Source organism: Streptomyces sp. NPDC087300 (assembly GCF_044744425.1).
Lineage (GTDB): Bacteria > Actinomycetota > Actinomycetes > Streptomycetales > Streptomycetaceae > Streptomyces.
The window spans coordinates 16,587-31,294 of the sequence record NZ_JBIUYI010000016.1; the positions used below are offsets into that span (position 1 = coordinate 16,587).

15 protein-coding genes are annotated in these 14,708 nt (G+C 71.9%); 5 read left to right on the plus strand and 10 right to left on the minus strand.

Annotated elements, in window-relative coordinates; translation table 11 throughout:
* Positions 1 to 19: 19 nt before the first annotated feature.
* A complete protein-coding gene (locus ACIO9J_RS40540; RefSeq protein WP_402010388.1) occupies positions 20 to 1,444 on the minus strand; it encodes a xylan 1,4-beta-xylosidase in 1,425 nt (474 codons plus the stop codon).
* A 140-nt stretch (positions 1,445 to 1,584) separates the two neighbouring features.
* Here ACIO9J_RS40540 and ACIO9J_RS40545 point away from each other — a divergent pair, with 140 nt between their 5' ends.
* A complete protein-coding gene (locus ACIO9J_RS40545) occupies positions 1,585 to 2,679 on the plus strand; it encodes a DUF5925 domain-containing protein (protein WP_402010390.1) in 1,095 nt (364 codons plus the stop codon).
* 102 nt (positions 2,680 to 2,781) lie between these two features.
* Here ACIO9J_RS40545 and ACIO9J_RS40550 read toward each other — a convergent pair whose 3' ends face one another.
* Positions 2,782 to 3,162: a GntR family transcriptional regulator gene (locus ACIO9J_RS40550; RefSeq protein WP_402010392.1), complete on the minus strand. Its 381-nt coding sequence runs from the start codon at positions 3,160 to 3,162 to the stop codon at positions 2,782 to 2,784.
* Positions 3,163 to 3,232: 70 nt separating this feature from the next.
* Between ACIO9J_RS40550 and ACIO9J_RS40555 the strand changes: the two genes are divergently transcribed.
* Both ACIO9J_RS40555 and ACIO9J_RS40560 read left to right on the plus strand, forming a co-directional pair.
* On the plus strand, positions 3,233 to 4,162 hold the full coding sequence (locus ACIO9J_RS40555; protein WP_402010394.1) for a GNAT family N-acetyltransferase: 930 nt from the start codon (positions 3,233 to 3,235) through the stop codon (positions 4,160 to 4,162).
* Positions 4,143 to 4,640: a DUF402 domain-containing protein gene (locus ACIO9J_RS40560; RefSeq protein ID WP_402010395.1), complete on the plus strand. Its 498-nt coding sequence runs from the start codon at positions 4,143 to 4,145 to the stop codon at positions 4,638 to 4,640. Before ACIO9J_RS40555 ends, ACIO9J_RS40560 begins: the two co-directional genes overlap by 20 nt.
* A 37-nt stretch (positions 4,641 to 4,677) precedes the next feature.
* Here ACIO9J_RS40560 and ACIO9J_RS40565 read toward each other — a convergent pair whose 3' ends face one another.
* The 5 genes from ACIO9J_RS40565 to ACIO9J_RS40585 all read right to left on the minus strand — a co-directional run bounded on the left by ACIO9J_RS40565 (position 4,678) and on the right by ACIO9J_RS40585 (position 9,947).
* The gene (locus ACIO9J_RS40565) at positions 4,678 to 6,180 is read right to left on the minus strand and encodes a trifunctional class I SAM-dependent methyltransferase/NUDIX hydrolase/VOC family protein (RefSeq protein WP_402010397.1); all 1,503 of its coding nucleotides are present in this window, start codon (positions 6,178 to 6,180) and stop codon (positions 4,678 to 4,680) included.
* A gap of 246 nt (positions 6,181 to 6,426) precedes the next feature.
* Entirely contained in the window at positions 6,427 to 6,921 is a 495-nt protein-coding gene (locus ACIO9J_RS40570; RefSeq protein WP_402010399.1) for a GNAT family N-acetyltransferase, read from the minus strand.
* Positions 6,918 to 8,426, minus strand: a complete 1,509-nt coding sequence (locus ACIO9J_RS40575; protein WP_402010401.1) for a tripartite tricarboxylate transporter permease — start codon at positions 8,424 to 8,426, stop codon at positions 6,918 to 6,920. Before ACIO9J_RS40575 ends, ACIO9J_RS40570 begins: the two co-directional genes overlap by 4 nt.
* A 1-nt stretch (position 8,427) precedes the next feature.
* Positions 8,428 to 8,967 (minus strand): tripartite tricarboxylate transporter TctB family protein, encoded by a 540-nt coding sequence (locus ACIO9J_RS40580; protein WP_402010403.1) that lies wholly within the window; start codon positions 8,965 to 8,967, stop codon positions 8,428 to 8,430.
* The gene (locus ACIO9J_RS40585) at positions 8,964 to 9,947 is read right to left on the minus strand and encodes a Bug family tripartite tricarboxylate transporter substrate binding protein (RefSeq protein ID WP_402010537.1); all 984 of its coding nucleotides are present in this window, start codon (positions 9,945 to 9,947) and stop codon (positions 8,964 to 8,966) included. Before ACIO9J_RS40585 ends, ACIO9J_RS40580 begins: the two co-directional genes overlap by 4 nt.
* Before the next feature lie 131 nt (positions 9,948 to 10,078).
* Between ACIO9J_RS40585 and ACIO9J_RS40590 the strand changes: the two genes are divergently transcribed.
* Positions 10,079 to 10,765 (plus strand): response regulator, encoded by a 687-nt coding sequence (locus ACIO9J_RS40590; protein ID WP_402010405.1) that lies wholly within the window; start codon positions 10,079 to 10,081, stop codon positions 10,763 to 10,765.
* Between the two features lie 26 nt (positions 10,766 to 10,791).
* Here the strand turns inward: ACIO9J_RS40590 and ACIO9J_RS40595 are convergent, their stop codons facing one another.
* Complete coding sequence (locus ACIO9J_RS40595) at positions 10,792 to 11,334, minus strand: hypothetical protein (protein WP_402010407.1); 543 nt, start codon at positions 11,332 to 11,334, stop codon at positions 10,792 to 10,794.
* 103 nt (positions 11,335 to 11,437) lie between these two features.
* The gene (locus ACIO9J_RS40600) at positions 11,438 to 12,355 is read right to left on the minus strand and encodes a helix-turn-helix domain-containing protein (protein ID WP_402010409.1); all 918 of its coding nucleotides are present in this window, start codon (positions 12,353 to 12,355) and stop codon (positions 11,438 to 11,440) included.
* Between the two features lie 297 nt (positions 12,356 to 12,652).
* Here ACIO9J_RS40600 and ACIO9J_RS40605 point away from each other — a divergent pair, with 297 nt between their 5' ends.
* Positions 12,653 to 13,663, plus strand: a complete 1,011-nt coding sequence (locus ACIO9J_RS40605) for a lytic polysaccharide monooxygenase (protein ID WP_402010411.1) — start codon at positions 12,653 to 12,655, stop codon at positions 13,661 to 13,663.
* A gap of 34 nt (positions 13,664 to 13,697) precedes the next feature.
* Here ACIO9J_RS40605 and ACIO9J_RS40610 read toward each other — a convergent pair whose 3' ends face one another.
* The gene (locus ACIO9J_RS40610; RefSeq protein WP_402010413.1) at positions 13,698 to 14,570 is read right to left on the minus strand and encodes an esterase/lipase family protein; all 873 of its coding nucleotides are present in this window, start codon (positions 14,568 to 14,570) and stop codon (positions 13,698 to 13,700) included.
* Between the last annotated feature and the right edge of the window lie 138 nt (positions 14,571 to 14,708).

Sequence of the window (14,708 nt, forward strand, 5' to 3'; positions counted from 1 at the left end):
GCCGTGGCGTCGGCACGGACTACCGCTTCAGCCACTTCACCTCGTACCCCTTCATCGAGAACCGCTGTCCGTCGACCTTCGCGCTGATCGGGCGGTCCAGGGTGTTCACGACGAGGACCGCGTCGTCGTCGGCGATGACGCGTACGTTCGGCCGGTCGTCGGCGGCGACGGAGACGTCCTCGTACTTCGTGCCGGGCCCGAACTCCTTGCCGAACCGCTCGATGAGCTCCAGCATGGGCAACTCGGCACCGCCGTCCTCCCGTTGGGTCGGAGTCCACAGGCAGCCCGCGCACTTGTCGCCGCGCTTCTGCGGGTTCCAGTAGAAGCCGCTGGTGGCGCCGCCGCGGGCCATCGCCATCAGCCCCGAGGCCTGCACGGCGACGCGGTGCGCCTCGGACCAGTCGTCGCGGTTGTCCTGGCTGTCGCCGGGCTCCACGTAGTACTCGGCCCACCACAGGGGCAGATCGCCGGTCCGCGCGCGCACCCACTCGCTCACGGCCGTCAGCTTGTCGGTGGCCTTGAACTCGTCGGGGAGCATCTCGTCGTCCTCGGTGTAGCTGGAGCCGTCGACGACGACGAAGTCCGCGCCCGCCTTGTGCTTGTTCCAGTACTCGAAGGCGTCGAGCGCCCGCTGGTCCATGCGGCCCCAGGGGCCCTTGAGCGTCTTCGACGTGCCCTCGGTCTGACGCGGGTCGAGGCTGTCCATCACCAGGTAGGGGCCGCCGACCATGATGTCCTTGTTGACCTTCTTGAGCGCCTTGTAGACGAGGTTGTAGAGCTCCGTGTACCCCTCGTAGTCCCAGCGGCCCCGCTCGTTGTTCCAGAAGCCCTTGAACTCGTTCCACACGATGAAGTGGCGTACGTCGGGGTAGCGCTTGGCGACGGTCGCGGCGAGCCGCGCGTAGTCCGCGTAGTGCGCGCGCTGCGGCGCCGTCTCCAGGGACTGCTGGCTCCAGTCGGTGTTGTCCGAGCCCGGCTTGCCGCCCTTCATCCAGTCGGGCGCGCAGCACAGGGTGATGACGGGCGTGCCGTCGGTCTCCCGGATGAAGTCCACCCTGCGGTCCATCTCGGAGAAGTCGTAACGCCCCTCGACCGGCTCCGGATTGCCCGCGCCCCAGCCCATGATGTGCTGGATCTGCGGGACGGACCGCCCCTGTCCCGCGAGTTCCTTCTTGACGCGGTCCGTGGCGCGCGCCTCGCCCTCGTCCGCGCTGTACTGGGTGTGCGTGAAGCCCCAGCCCACCTCGGCGCTCGCGTCGCCGGGCGGGACGGCGGGCGTGCCGTGCACCTTGTCCCCGTCACGGGTGGTGCCGCTCGTGCCGGCCTTGTCCCCGGGAAACGTGTTCATCAAGGTGACCACCAGGGCCAGCGCGGCCAGGGCTACACCGATCAACGCGGTGAGCCGCCACCGCTGCGCGTCCGATTTCCACCCATGGCGTGCCATCAAAGGCAAGGGTATCGGGGCGAATTGGCGGTGGGGCAGGTTCCGGACGACAGGTATGTAACAGCGCCCGGACCGGGACACAAGGGACGCACTACGGAAACCGGATGCACAAGCACGCGTGCGTGCCGGATCATGGCGGCATGTCTGCGAACCCTCAGGACACCCTGCCGATCCGGCTCAACGTCGACGACAGCGACTCCCCGTCGGATGTCGTGGACGCCCTGTTCCTCGGCCGCTTCGCCACGGGCGAGCAGCCCTTCTCGCACAGTGCCAACATCGACCGTGTCAAGGCCGGTTCCACGCTGCTGCCGCCCGGGGCCACGGTGCTGCGGGCCGCCCGCGACGACGACCGCAGCGCGACGCTCGCCGAGGGCGACGGCTGGACGCTGCTGATCTCCCGCTGGAACCGGGGCGCGGACGTCACGGTGACGGCGACCACCGCCGACCTCGCGGCGAAGGTCCTCGGACAGGCCACGGACGGCGCGCAGGACGAGCCGGAACCGCAGCCGGAGAACGTCACGATGGGCTTCTGGTACGTCTCCCCCCGGCGCGGCCCGCACCGCACGACGCGGCAGATCTCGGCCGGCACGTGGGAGGAGGTCAGGTCCAACTACACGGCGCCGGTCGCCGACGCCATGGACAAGCTGATGAAGACCACGCCCGAGGACATCTCGGGCCGCCTCCTGCTGCTGCACGGCCCGCCGGGCACGGGCAAGACGTCGGCGCTGCGCACGCTCGCGCGGTCCTGGCGCGACTGGTGCCAGGTGGACTGCGTCCTGGACCCGGAGCGGCTGTTCAGCGACGTCGGCTATCTGATGGACATCGCGATCGGCGAGGACGACGGCACGGCGAAGGGCCGCTGGCGGCTGCTGCTCCTGGAGGACTGCGACGAGCTGATCCGCGGCGAGGCGAAGCACACGGCGGGGCAGGCGCTGTCCCGGCTGCTCAACCTCACCGACGGACTCCTCGGGCAGGGGCGCAACGTGCTGGTGGGCGTCACGACCAACGAGGACCTGGAGCGCCTGCACCCCGCCGTCGTCCGCCCCGGCCGCTGCCTCGCCCGCATCGAGGTCGGGCCGCTGACCCGCCCCGAGGCGGTGGAGTGGCTCGGCACGGAGGAGGGCGTCGCCCGCGAGGGCGCGACCCTCGCCGAGCTCTTCGCCCTGCGCAGGGGCACGCCGCCGACCTCGGTCCCCGACCAGCGGGAGGGCGCGGACGCGGGTCTGTACCTGTAGCGCCCGCCGCCCCTGCGGGGAAGCGCCTCCTGCGGCACGGCCGGTGGGCACCCGCAGGCACGTCGTGGCTGGCCGCGCGGTTCCCCGCGCCCCTTACGGGGCTCAGCCAGAAGTCCCGTAAGCCGCACGCAGCGCGTCCCGCGCCGCGGCCAGCGCCGCTTCCTCGGAGAGCCCGAGCCGCCGGACGCGCTCGGCGTACGACTGCGCCGCGGCGGACGCCTCCTTCGCCGCCGCGTCCCCCGCTGCGGCGACGAACGTGCCGTTGCGCCCCCGGGTCTCGATGACCCCGTCCGCCTCAAGGGCCCGGTAGGCCTTGGCCACCGTGTTCGCGGCGAGTCCCAGGGACTCGGCGAGCCCGCGCACCGTCGGCAGCTTGTAGCCGACCGGCAGCGCCCCCGACCGCGCCTGCCCGGCGATCTGGGCCCGCACCTGCTCGTACGGCGCGTCGCTCGCGCCCCCGTCGATGTCGATCTTCAAAGTCACGGACCGATTGTCCCGCACGCTCCGAAAATGAGAGGCACCCCGGCGCACACCGCGCGTACCGTGCGGCTCCATGACAGTGATCGTCCGACCCCTCAGTCCCGAGCTCCCGGGGGACGCCGCGGGATTCGCCGCCGTACGCCGGGCCGCCGTACCCGCCATGCTCGCCACCCCCGAGTCGGTCGCCTTCGACCGCGCGCACGCCCATCCCGACTCCGGCTACCGGCAGTTGATCGCCGAGGTGGACGGCGAGATCATCGGCACGGCGCAGGTGGGCCTCGCGTACGACAGCCCGGAGCCCGGCCAGGGGTACGCCAACGTCTACGTCCACCCGGACCGGCTCGGCGCGGGTGCGGGGACGCTGCTGCTGCGCACGGCGGAGGAGTATCTGGCGGGCGAGGGCACGACCACCGTCTACGCGTGGGTGATGGACGGACCGGCGAACCTGGCCTTCGCCGCCCGCCGCGGCTACCGCGCGAGCCGCTCCGCGCACTTCCTGCGCCTGGACCTGGCGCACGGCACGCTGCCGCTCCGCCAGGAGCCGCCCGCCGGGGTCGAGTTGGTGAGCGGTTCGGTGTTCGCGGACGACGCGCGGCCGCTGTTCGACCTGGACGCGGAGACGGTCGCGGACGAACCGAGCGACATCGCGGCGGAGTTCACGGACTACGCGCACTGGCTCGCCGAGACCTGGCACCACCCGCTGGTCAGCCAGGAGCTCACCACGGTGGCGCTGGTGGACGGGCGCCCCGCGGCGTTCAGCCTGGCGCGCACGGACGGCGTGGGCCGCTACGCGTCAGGCATGACCGGCACGGCCCGCGCCCACCGGGGCAAGGGCCTGGCCAAGCTCGCCAAGAACGACTCCCTGCACCGGGCCCGCGCGGCGGGCTGCACGGAGGCGTTCACCGGCAACGACGCGGGCAACGAGCCGATGCTGGCGATCAACAAGTGGTTCGGCTACGAGATCTGCGGGACGGAGGTGCGCCATGTCAGGGACCTCGGCTGAGGCACGCCCCACGACCGTGGAGGTGGCCCTGGTCAAGGCGGGCCGCACCAAGATCCGCTACCCGGCCGAGCTGCTCCACGACGACGGCACGAAGCTCACCGTGCGGGCCCCCTGGGCGGCCCCGCACGTCCGCGACTTCGGCTTCGTCCGCTTCGAGCCGGGCGACGTGTTCACCGAGCACTACTGGCGCGACCGCTGGTATGCGATCAAGGAGGTGTACGCGGCGGACCGCACCCTGAAGGGCTGGTACTGCGACATCACCCGCCCCACGGTCCGCACCGCCGACACCCTGACGGTGGAGGACCTCGACCTGGACCTGTGGGTCTCGGCGAACGGCGACACGGTCCTGCGCCTGGACGAGGACGAGTTCGAGGAGAGCGACCTGCGCACGACCGACCCGAAGGCGGCGCGGGCGGCCGTCCGGGCCCTCGACGAGCTGGAGTCCCTGGCACGCGGGGCGGGCTTCGGCGCGCTCTGACCGGCCCCGGCACCGGCCACGGACCCGGGTCGGCGGGCTACTCGGCGACCAGCTCGACCTCATAGCCCTGCCCGTCCTCCAGATAGGCCGCGTACTGCCCCTCGCCGCCCGCGTGCGGATGGCGTTCCGGGAAGAGCAGGGTCCAGCCGCGGCCGGGCGCGGCGGCCACCAGCCGGTCGAGGTGGGCCCGGCCCGCCACGTGGAACGCGAGGTGGTTCAGGCCTGGCCGCCGCCGGTCGTGGCGGCCAGGCCGCTGGTCCGGCGAGCGTTCGAGCACGACGTAGGTGCTGTCGCGCCGCCAGCTGCGGCCGTGCTCCCAGCGTTGGTACGGGACATGGCCCAACTCGCCGAGCAGCCAACCCCAGGAGGCCTCCGCCGCCGCGAGGTCGGGCACCCACAGCTCCACGTGGTGGACTCCGCCCGCCGGTGCGGGGGCCAGCGGGACCGGCTCGGCGGTGCGTTCGTCGTCGTAGGCGACGCTCTCCCCGTCGTGCTGCCAGTGCAGGGCGAATCGCTCGCCCGCCTGCCAGGCCGCGAGGCCCGCACGGCAGTACGCCACCATGTCCCTCGGCAACGCGCCCAACGGATACCAGGCGAGCTCCGCGCACTTGTCCGGCTCGGCGTTGACCGGCGCACGCTCCGCTCGGTGCTCCGCCGCGAAGAACCAGCCCGTCCTTGGCGCCCCCGAAGGGCTCCTGTGCTGCATGACCAGTTCCACCCGGACGTCATCAGGGGCGAGGTCGACGGCGATCTCCTCGCGGGTCTCACGGAGCAGTGCCGCGCGGACGTCCTCCCCGTCCTCCACATGCCCCGAGGGAAGGTTCCACAAGCCGTCCCCGTAGCCGGTGTTCGCGCGGCGGGCGAGGAGGACCTTGTCGTCTTGGCGCAGGATCAGGTGGACGTCGATGATCTCCCTGTGGCGCAGTGGTCCGGTCGGCAGGACGGCGATCAGGGCGTAGCGCTCGTCGGTCGTCTGGCCGTCCCACAGGCGCGCGTCCGCCGAGAGGCGTTCGGAGTGGAGGTGGTGGGCGAGGGGGGTGAGGGCCCGCACCAGACGGGGCAGCGGGAGGCCGACGGGGGGCGTCGTGCCCCGGACGCCCTCGATCAGGATCAGTCGGCCGCCCGGACGCAGCAGCGTGCGCCAGTGGCGCAGGGCCGCTTCCGGGTCCGGGAGGGTCCACAGGACGTGGCGGGCGAGGACCGCGTCGAACCGCCGGTCCCCGACCGGCGGCAGGGCCGCGTCGCCGATCAGCACCTCGGCCGCGTGGCCCGCCAGCTTCCCGCGGGCCCGTGCCACCATCCCCGGCGCGAGGTCGACACCGGTGACGCGGTGCCCCTGCTCGGCGGCGAGCAGGGCGAGGCCGCCGGTGCCGCACCCGAGGTCCAGCACGTCACCCGGCGCCTCCGGCAGCCATTGACGCAGCCGCTCCGACCAGGCCGCCCGCACGTCGGGATCGCGCAGGCCGTGGTCCGGTCCGTCGTCGAACGCGGCCCCCGCCGCGTCCCAACCCGTGCCCCCGGAACCCTCGTTGATCGTCATGTCCCGATCGTGGCATTCGCCACTGACAATTCAGAAAAGCGTGTCCATGGAGGTCTACGCCACCTCGGAAATGGACATCGGATAGGGAGAGGGAGGCAGCCATGCGCCGAGTGACCACGCACAAGCCCGTTGGCCGACCCGTCACCCGCCGAGTGCGGGAGCGTCAGGAGGCCGAGTCCCGGCCGCATGAGAGGCCGGAGGTCCGCAAGGACATCCAGCGGACCTGGTGGCCGGACGGGTGAGCCCTCAGTCCCCGGACGGCGGCCGCAGTCGCTTGCGGTAGTGCACCCGGTCGTAGGGCCCGTCCACGCGGCGCTCCACGACCTCGTACCCGTACCGGGGATAGATCTTCTGGTTCTCCCACATCAACGCGTTGGTGTAGAGCGTGACTTCGATGAATCCGAGCGCACGCGCGTGTGCCTCCACGAAGGCGAGCAGTCGGCGGCCCGCCCCCTGCCCTGCGGCAGCGGGGTGGACCGCGATCGACTCCAGGAGGAGCCGGCCCTCGTACGGACGCGGGACGAGCACCAGGAGGCCGGTCACCGGGTCCCCGGTGACGTACACCCGCCCCGCCGCCACGTCCGCGGCGTGATCGGCCTCCATCGGCGCGGGCACGACCCCGATCCGTTCGATGTAGTGCCGGTACGCGGCGTCGGTGACGGCCTTGACGGCGGGAACGTCGGCGGCGGTGGCGAGGCGGACGGCCTCGGGTCCCCCTGCGGTGGGCTCGGTCGTGGTCATGCCTCTACGTCTACGCCACGCCCGCGCGCCCGCACCACCGCCTTCTTCACCAAGGGCCACGCCACGATCAGGACGATGAGGACATAGACCGTCACGGAGAACGGTGTGTCGACGAGTCCGCGTACGCTGCCGTCGCTGATCTGCAGGGCGCGGCGCAGCTGTTGTTCGGCGTTGGGGCCGAGGATGACGCCGATGACGGCGGGCAGGATCGGCAGCCCGTAGCGCCGCATGCCGAAGCCGATCAGGCCGATGACGAGCAGGATGACCAGGTCGAGCGGCTCACCGCCGACCGCGTAGGCGCCGACGGCCGCGAAGAACAGGATGCCCGCGTAGAGGTAGGGCCTGGGGATGCGCAGGAGCTTCGCCCAGACGGGGGCCAGGGGAAGGTTGAGCGCGAGCAGCAGCGCCATGCCGACGAACAGGGAGGCGATCAGGCCCCAGACCAGGTCGGGTTCGCGTTCGAAGAGCAGCGGTCCCGGCTGGATGCCGTACTGCTGGAACGCGGCGAGCATCACGGCCGCGACGGCCGTGGTGGGCAGGCCGAGTGTCAGCATGGAGACGAGGGTGCCCGCCGCCGATGCGGAGGCCGCGGACTCGGGGCCCGCGACCCCCTCGATGGCGCCCTTGCCGAACTCGTCCTTGTGCTTGGACAGGCGCTTCTCGGTGACGTAGGAGAGGAACGTCGGGATCTCCGCACCACCGGCCGGGATCGCGCCGAACGGGAAGCCGATGAGGGGGCCGCGCAGCCAGGACTTCCAGGTGCGCCTGACGTCCTTCTTGGCGAGCCAGGGACGGCCGACGGGGATCGCCTGCGCGCTGGAGCGGCGCAGATGGGCGGCGACCCACAGGGCCTCGCCGATCGCGAAGAGGCCGACCGCGACGATCACCACGTCGATGCCGTCGGCGAGTTGCAGCGAGCCGAAGGTGAGCCGCTGCTGTCCGGTCATCTGGTCCAGGCCGACCAGGCCGATGGTCAGGCCGATCAGGAGCGAGGCGAGGCCGCGCACCCGGGATGAGCCGAGCACGGAGGTGACGGCGATGAAGGCGAGCACCATGATGGCGAAGTAGTCGGGCGCGCCGATGTCGACGGCGAGGTCGGCGACGGTCGGCGCGAGCGCGACGAGCAGAAGCGTGCCGATCATGCCGCCCGCGAAGTGCCCGATGGCGGCGGCCGCGAGGGCCTGCGAGCCGCGCCCGGACTTGGCCATCGGATGGCCTTCCATGGCGGCGACGACGGCGGCGCTCTCGCCGGGCGTGTTGAGCAGGATCGAGGTGGTGGAGCCGCCGAACATCGCTCCGTAGTAGATGCCCGCGAACATGATGAACGCGCCGGTGGGTTCGAGGCCGTACGTCACCGGGAGCAGCAGCGCCACCGCCATCGCGGGGCCGATGCCGGGCAGCACGCCGATCGCGGTGCCGAGGAGCACGCCGACCGCGGCCCACAGGAGGTTGATCGGGGTGAGGGCGGTTCCGAAGCCGTCCATCAGGGAGTTGAAGGCGTTCATGTCACAGCACTCCCATCAGGGGTCCGCCCGGCAGGGGCACGCCGAGCAGGTTGTTGAACACTTCGTACGTGACGACGGACAGGCCGGCGGCGATCAGCGGATCGCGGTCGAAGTGGCGGCTGCCGAGCGCGTAGGCGGAGCCCCAGAAGAGCAGGGCTCCCGTGATCGGGAAGCCGAGCGGTTCGATGAGGACGGCGGTGGCGAGGAAGACGCCCGCCAGGAGCAGCACGGTGCGCCAGTCGGCGGGTTCGGACAGGTCGATGTCCTCGCCGCCCTCCGCCTCGCCGCGCCCGCCGCGCAGCACGTCGACGGCGAGCAGTACGGCGACGACGAGCAGTCCGATGCCGACGACGACCGGCACGGTCTTGGGGCCGACCGGGCCGCGCTGGGTGATCTCCACGTCCATGGTGAGCGCGTCGGTCAGGACGAGCGCGCCGAGCGCCAGCAGCAGGACGCAGAGGCCGAGTTCGGAGTGTTCGCGCAGCCAGGAGCGGCGGCCGCCGGCCGGGGTCTCCTGCTCGGGGATGCCGGTGGTGGTCACAGTCCCAGCTCCTTCAGGACGGACACGACGCGCTTGTCCTGGGCGGCCAGGAAGTCGCCGAACTCGTCGCCGGTCAGGAAGGCGTCGTCCCAGCCGTTGGTCTTGAGGGACTTCTTCCATTCGGGCGACGCGTGCAGCTTCCTGATGAGCCCGGTGAGCTTCTCGCGTTCGGCGTCGCTGAGTCCTGGCGGGGCGACGATGCCGCGCCAGTTGGTGAAGTTCACGTCGTAGCCGGACTCCTTGAGAGTGGGTCCGTCCAGGCCCTTGACCCGCTTCGGTCCGGTGACGGCGAGCAGCCGCAGCTCGCCGGACTTGATCTGGTCGAGGTACTCGCCGACTCCGGAGACGCCGAAGGCGACCTTGCTGCCGAGGATCGAGGCGAGCAGTTCGCCGCCGCCGTCGAAGGGCACGTAGTTGACGTCCTTGGGGGCGATCCCCGCAGCGCGCGCCATCAGCATCGGCGCGAGGTGGTCGGGCCCGCCGGGCGAGGAGCCGCCGCCCACGGGCAGCTTGCCCGGGTTCTTCCTCCAGGCGTCGACGAGCTGCCCGATGGTCTTGTACGGGGAGCTCTTCGCGACCACGACGACGTCCTGCTCCTCGGTGAGCCGGGCGATCGGGGTGGTGTCGGCGAGGGTCTTCGGGGAGTGGTTGGAACGTGCGGCGCCCACCACGCCGAGGCCCATGGACATGGCGAGCTTGCCGTTGCCGTGCTCGCCGACGAGGCGGGTCAGGCCGACGGTGCCGCCCGCGCCCGGCAGGTTGAACACCTCGATGTTGTGGGTGAGTTCGGCGTCCTCGGCGTTCTTCGCCGCGGTGCGGGCGGTGATGTCGTAACCGCCGCCGGGCGTGTTGGGGACCATGAGGCGAAGGCCGGGGATCTGGGTGCCGGTCTCGGCGCCGCTGCCCGTGGTGAGCAGCGGCGGCGCCACGAGCACGAGGAGCGCGGCCCCGAGCAGGGCGAGGGGTGTGCGCAGGCGCACGTGTGCCACCACCTGTCGGTACGTAGTCGGGTGTGAGGTGGCCCACATGTTGCCCGCGCGTTAACAACCTGTCTCTCTTCCGGAATCAACGGACGTTGTGGTCGTTGTGGTCGCGCCCATAGCCTGCGGCGATGACAAGGGTGCTGGTCGTGGACGACGACTTCATGGTCGCCAAGCTGCACAGTCGGTACGTGACGTCGGTGGCCGGATTCACGGTGGTCGGCGTCGCCCACAGCGGTGCCGAGGCGGTCGGCGCGGTGGAGCGCCTGCGCCCCGATCTCGTGCTCCTCGACGTCTATCTGCCCGACATGGACGGCATCGCGGTGCTGCGCGAGCTGCGGGCGGCGGAGGAGCGGGATCCGGCGCGGCAGCCGGTGGACGCCCTGTTCATCACGGCGGCGCGGGACGCGGAGATCGTGCGGGCCGCGCTGCGGGCGGGCGCCCTGCACTATCTGATCAAACCGTTCAACCAGGCGGCACTACAGGAGCAGTTGCGGCATGTGGCGGCCCTGCGGGCGCGCCTGGACGGCCTGGCGGAGGCACGCCAGGAGGACGTCGACCAGATCTTCGGCACCCGTCCGCCGGGCTCGCGCGAACTGCCCAAGGGGCTCGCCGCGCACACGGCGGAGCTGGTGGAACAGACCCTGCGCGCCCACCCGGGCGGCCTCTCCGCGTCCGAGTGCGCGGAGGCGGGCTCGCTGTCGCGGGTGAGCGCGCGGCGCTATCTGGAGTTCTTCGCGGAGACCAGGCGCGCGGAGGTGTCGCTCCGGTACGGCGGGACGGGGCGGCCCGAGCGGCGCTACCGGTGGCTGGGCTGAGCGTCAGGACGCGACGCGCTCCAGCGTCAGGACGCGACGCGTTCCCCGGACGGCTCGGCGACGATGACCCGGATGTGCGCGGGGGCGTACTTGCGGGCCTTGGTGACCATCTTGGCCAGGTCGAACTTCTGCCGCTGGACGGCCACGTGGAGCGGCGCGGGCATGTCCGGGTGCGCGGGCGGGAGCTGCGCCCCGGCCGGCAGCGTCGCGCTCTGCCGCAGCCGTACGCCGATCAGGACGTCCGCGCCGTTCGGGGGCGTCGCCACGACGAACTCGGTGACGTCGCTCCAGGGCAGCAGTACGGTGCCGACCCGCGCGCCCGCCGCGTCGAACTGGAAGAGGATGCGCTTGGCGTCGAACCAGGACGAGATGAACGGGATCGCGGCGACGATCACCACGCCGCCCTTCATGTCGAGCGCCCAGCCGAGCAGGACGGCGAGGAGCACGATGCCCACGATGGCGCCCCACAGGGCGGCCAGGTCCTGGGGCGAGAACGGGCCCGTCACCTTGTAGCGCTCCCACCGCCCGCGCCGTGCGGGCGTGCCCGCCCCGGGATTCTGATGCGACATGAAGATCCCCCTGACTGCACCCAGGCCGTGGCGGCCTGATGATCACTGTCGGGACCCTAGCGACGTACGGACGGGCTGGCTTGGACAAATTTGACCTCGCCGCTCACCCGTCCTGAAGCGGCACGGCCCCCTCCGCGAGGCGCCCCGCGGCCAGTCGGCCGGGGGTCAGGCCGGCCAGGGCGCGGAACTCGCGGTTGAGGTGCGCCTGGTCGTAGAAGCCGCAGGCGGCGGCCGTCGCGTGGAGGTCGGCACTCTCGCGGGCGAGCAGTCCCACGGCCCGGTGGAAGCGCAGCACCCGGGCGGACGTCTTCGGTGTCAGGCCGACCTGTTGGGTGAAGCGGCGGACCAAGTAGCCGTGGCTCCAGCCCACTTCGGCGGCGATCGCGGCGACCGGGACCGCCCCGCCCGACCGGGCGAGCAGCCGCCAGGCGTGGCGCACCTCGGGCGCGGGCTCCGGCCCGCGCGCGATCCTGCCGAGCAGCGCGCGGTCCAGCAGGTCGAAGCGGGTGGCCCAGTCGCCGGTGAGCGCGATGCGCTCCACCAGTTCGCCCGCGCGGGGCCCGAGGACCGCCTGTAACTCCACCACGGTGTTGGTCAGTTCGCGCATCGGCACCGCGAAGAGACGGTAGGCGCCCAGCGGTGTCAGCTCCAGCCGTATCGCCTCCTGGCCGCCGGGGTGGTCGCACACCCGGGGCCCGTCCTCAAGGCCCGAGACCAGCGAGCCCACCACGCCGCCGGCGGGCCTCGTCTCCCCCAGCCTGCGCACCTGCGCGAACGGCTCCCCCAGGCTGATCACCACGACGGCGCGGCCGGTGGGGACGAGGCGGACCCGGTAGGGCGAGACCGTCGTCTCCCAGTAACCGGCGTAGCTGTGCAGGTACGGCCGCAGCGCGGCGGGCCAGGGCCGGGTCACCCGCCATCGGCCGCCACCGAGCCGGGTCATCGCCACCGCCCGGCCGCCGCAGGCCCTGCCGTTCCCGACTCCCCCGCCGACCCTGCTCCCGCTCTCGCCCCGTGCCATGCCCCGTCCCCTCCCGCGGCGTCGACCGCCCGGTGCGAGCAGCCTAGGCGGAGGCGGTGAAGGGCGCGAGGCGGACATTCCAGGACCCAGTCTGAGCCCCCGGTTAGCCCTTCCTTAAAGCGACCATAAGGATCGCCATCACCCGCCCTCAGCAGGCGATTTCGTGGATTTCAGGGGCTAGCTTTCTGGTCGCCGGGGCGATGACGAACCGTCGGTACCGCTGGTGATCGGGGGGCCGTGCCGCCCGTTCGCCCTCGCCCCGTGTCCCCCTGAACCACCGTTTGAGGAGAACCCCCAATGACTGCTCGTCGCAAGGTCGCCGCGTTCGCCGCCGCAGGTGTCGTCCCGCTGGCCCTGACCGCCCTGTCGGCCGCGCCCGCCGCCGCGCACGGGTCGATGACGGACCCGGTCAGCCGGGTCTCCGCCTGTTTCCAGGAGGGCCCCGAGTCGCCGAAGTCGGCCGCCTGCAAGGCCGCGGTGGCCGCCAGTGGGGCCCAGGCGTTCTACGACTGGAACGGCGTGAACATCGCCAACGCGGCGGGCAAGTCGAAGGAGATCATCCCCGACGGCAAGCTGTGCAGCGCGGGCAACGACAAGTACCAGGGCCTCGACCTGCCGCGCGCCGACTGGCCCTCGACCAAGCTCGCCGCGGGCAACCACACCTTCCGCTACAAGGGCACCGCCCCGCACAAGGGCTCCTTCGAGCTGTACATCACGAAGGACTCCTACGACCCCTCGAAGCCCCTGAAGTGGTCGGACCTGGAGGCGAAGCCGTTCGTGGACGTCGCCGACCCGAAGATGGAGAACGGCGACTACGTCTTCGACGGGAAGATCCCGGCCCGTTCGGGCCGTCACCTGATCTACTCGATCTGGCAGCGCTCGGATTCCCCCGAGGCCTTCTACACCTGCTCCGACGTCGTCTTCGGCAAGGACAGCGGCGGCTCGGGCGCCCCCGCCCCGACCGCTTCGGCCCCCTCGGAGAAGGACATCGCGGCCGGCGCGGAGAAGTCCACGGTCGAGCACCACGGCCATGGTGACGCGGACGCGAAGACCGGCGCGGAGGCCACCGCGCCCGCTCCCGCCGCGGGTGAGGACGCCTCGACGGGCAACGAGCCCGAGGTCAACGGCGGCGCCGAGAAGCCGGTCACGGGCGCGCAGCGGACCGCGAACGACAACCTGGCCGAGACCGGCGGCGACAGCACCACCCCGTTCATCGCGATCGGTGGTGCCGCCGCCCTCGCCGTCGGCGCCGCGGCGATGTTCGCCACGACCCGCCGCCGCGCCGCCGCGGGCCGGCACGGCCGCTGATCCGACAGGACGCGGGTACGACGCCGGGCACGTGCTACGAGAGGCACGTGCTCGGCGTCGCGTGCGCCGGGTCGAGCGCGTTGGCCACCTCGTGGTGGGCGACGCGGTCGAGGATGCCGATCGTCACGTGCTCGGCGATGTCGACCGGGCACAGGTCCTGAAGGGTCACGTTGTGGACGTTCGGCCCGTTCAGGAACTGGCTGCGGTACGGGGTGACCACCTCGTCGTACTTGGTGGAGATGACGGTGTAGCGCACCCCGGGCACCGTGTCGCCGCCCGCGTTGAGCTTGGTCAGGAACGCGGAGCCCGCCACCTGGTCGGCGAGGCCGGGGGTCTTCTCGGTGAGCAGGTCCTCGGCGCCGGGGAAGTACGGCAGCAGCTTGGTGAGGCCGAGCAGGGTGGTGCCGTGGTTGTCCGGCGCGAGCCCGATCAGCGCGTTCACCTTGGCGGCGCCGCCGAGGAACTTCAGGTACTGGCGGGGCATCATGCCGCCCTGCGAGTGGCCCACCAGGTCCGCCTTCTTCGCGCCGGTGGCGGCGAGCACCTTGTCGACGAAGGCGTCCAGTTGCTCGGCCGACTTGTCGATCGGGCCGAGCCCGTTGAAGAAGGGCACGCCGGGCAGCTGGCCGTAGTCGAGCGAGTAGACGCAGTAGCCGCGCTTGACCAGGTAGGGCGCGAGGACGAGCCAGTTGTCGATGGAGTTGCCGAAGGTTCCGTGGACGAGGACGACCGGGCGCGGGTGGGCCGCGGACGGCTTGCAGCCGTAGTCGTTCCAGCCGCTCGACGTGGTCGTGACCGCGGTCGCGTCCGGTGTCGCGGCCGTGGCGGCGGTGGGGGTGAGCGTGAGCGCGCCCGCGGCGAGCAGGGCGGCGGCGAACGCGTGCAGCGCGCGTCTCCAGGGCAGCATCGTGTGATCTCCTTGCGGCTCAAGGGAGTTGCGGGGGCCCTGTGATCCGGATCACGGGATGTGCCGTGCGCATGCCAAGCTAGGGGCCGATAGGCGAAGAGTGAAGTTACGCGTCAGTAAAAAGTTCCAGTGACCACT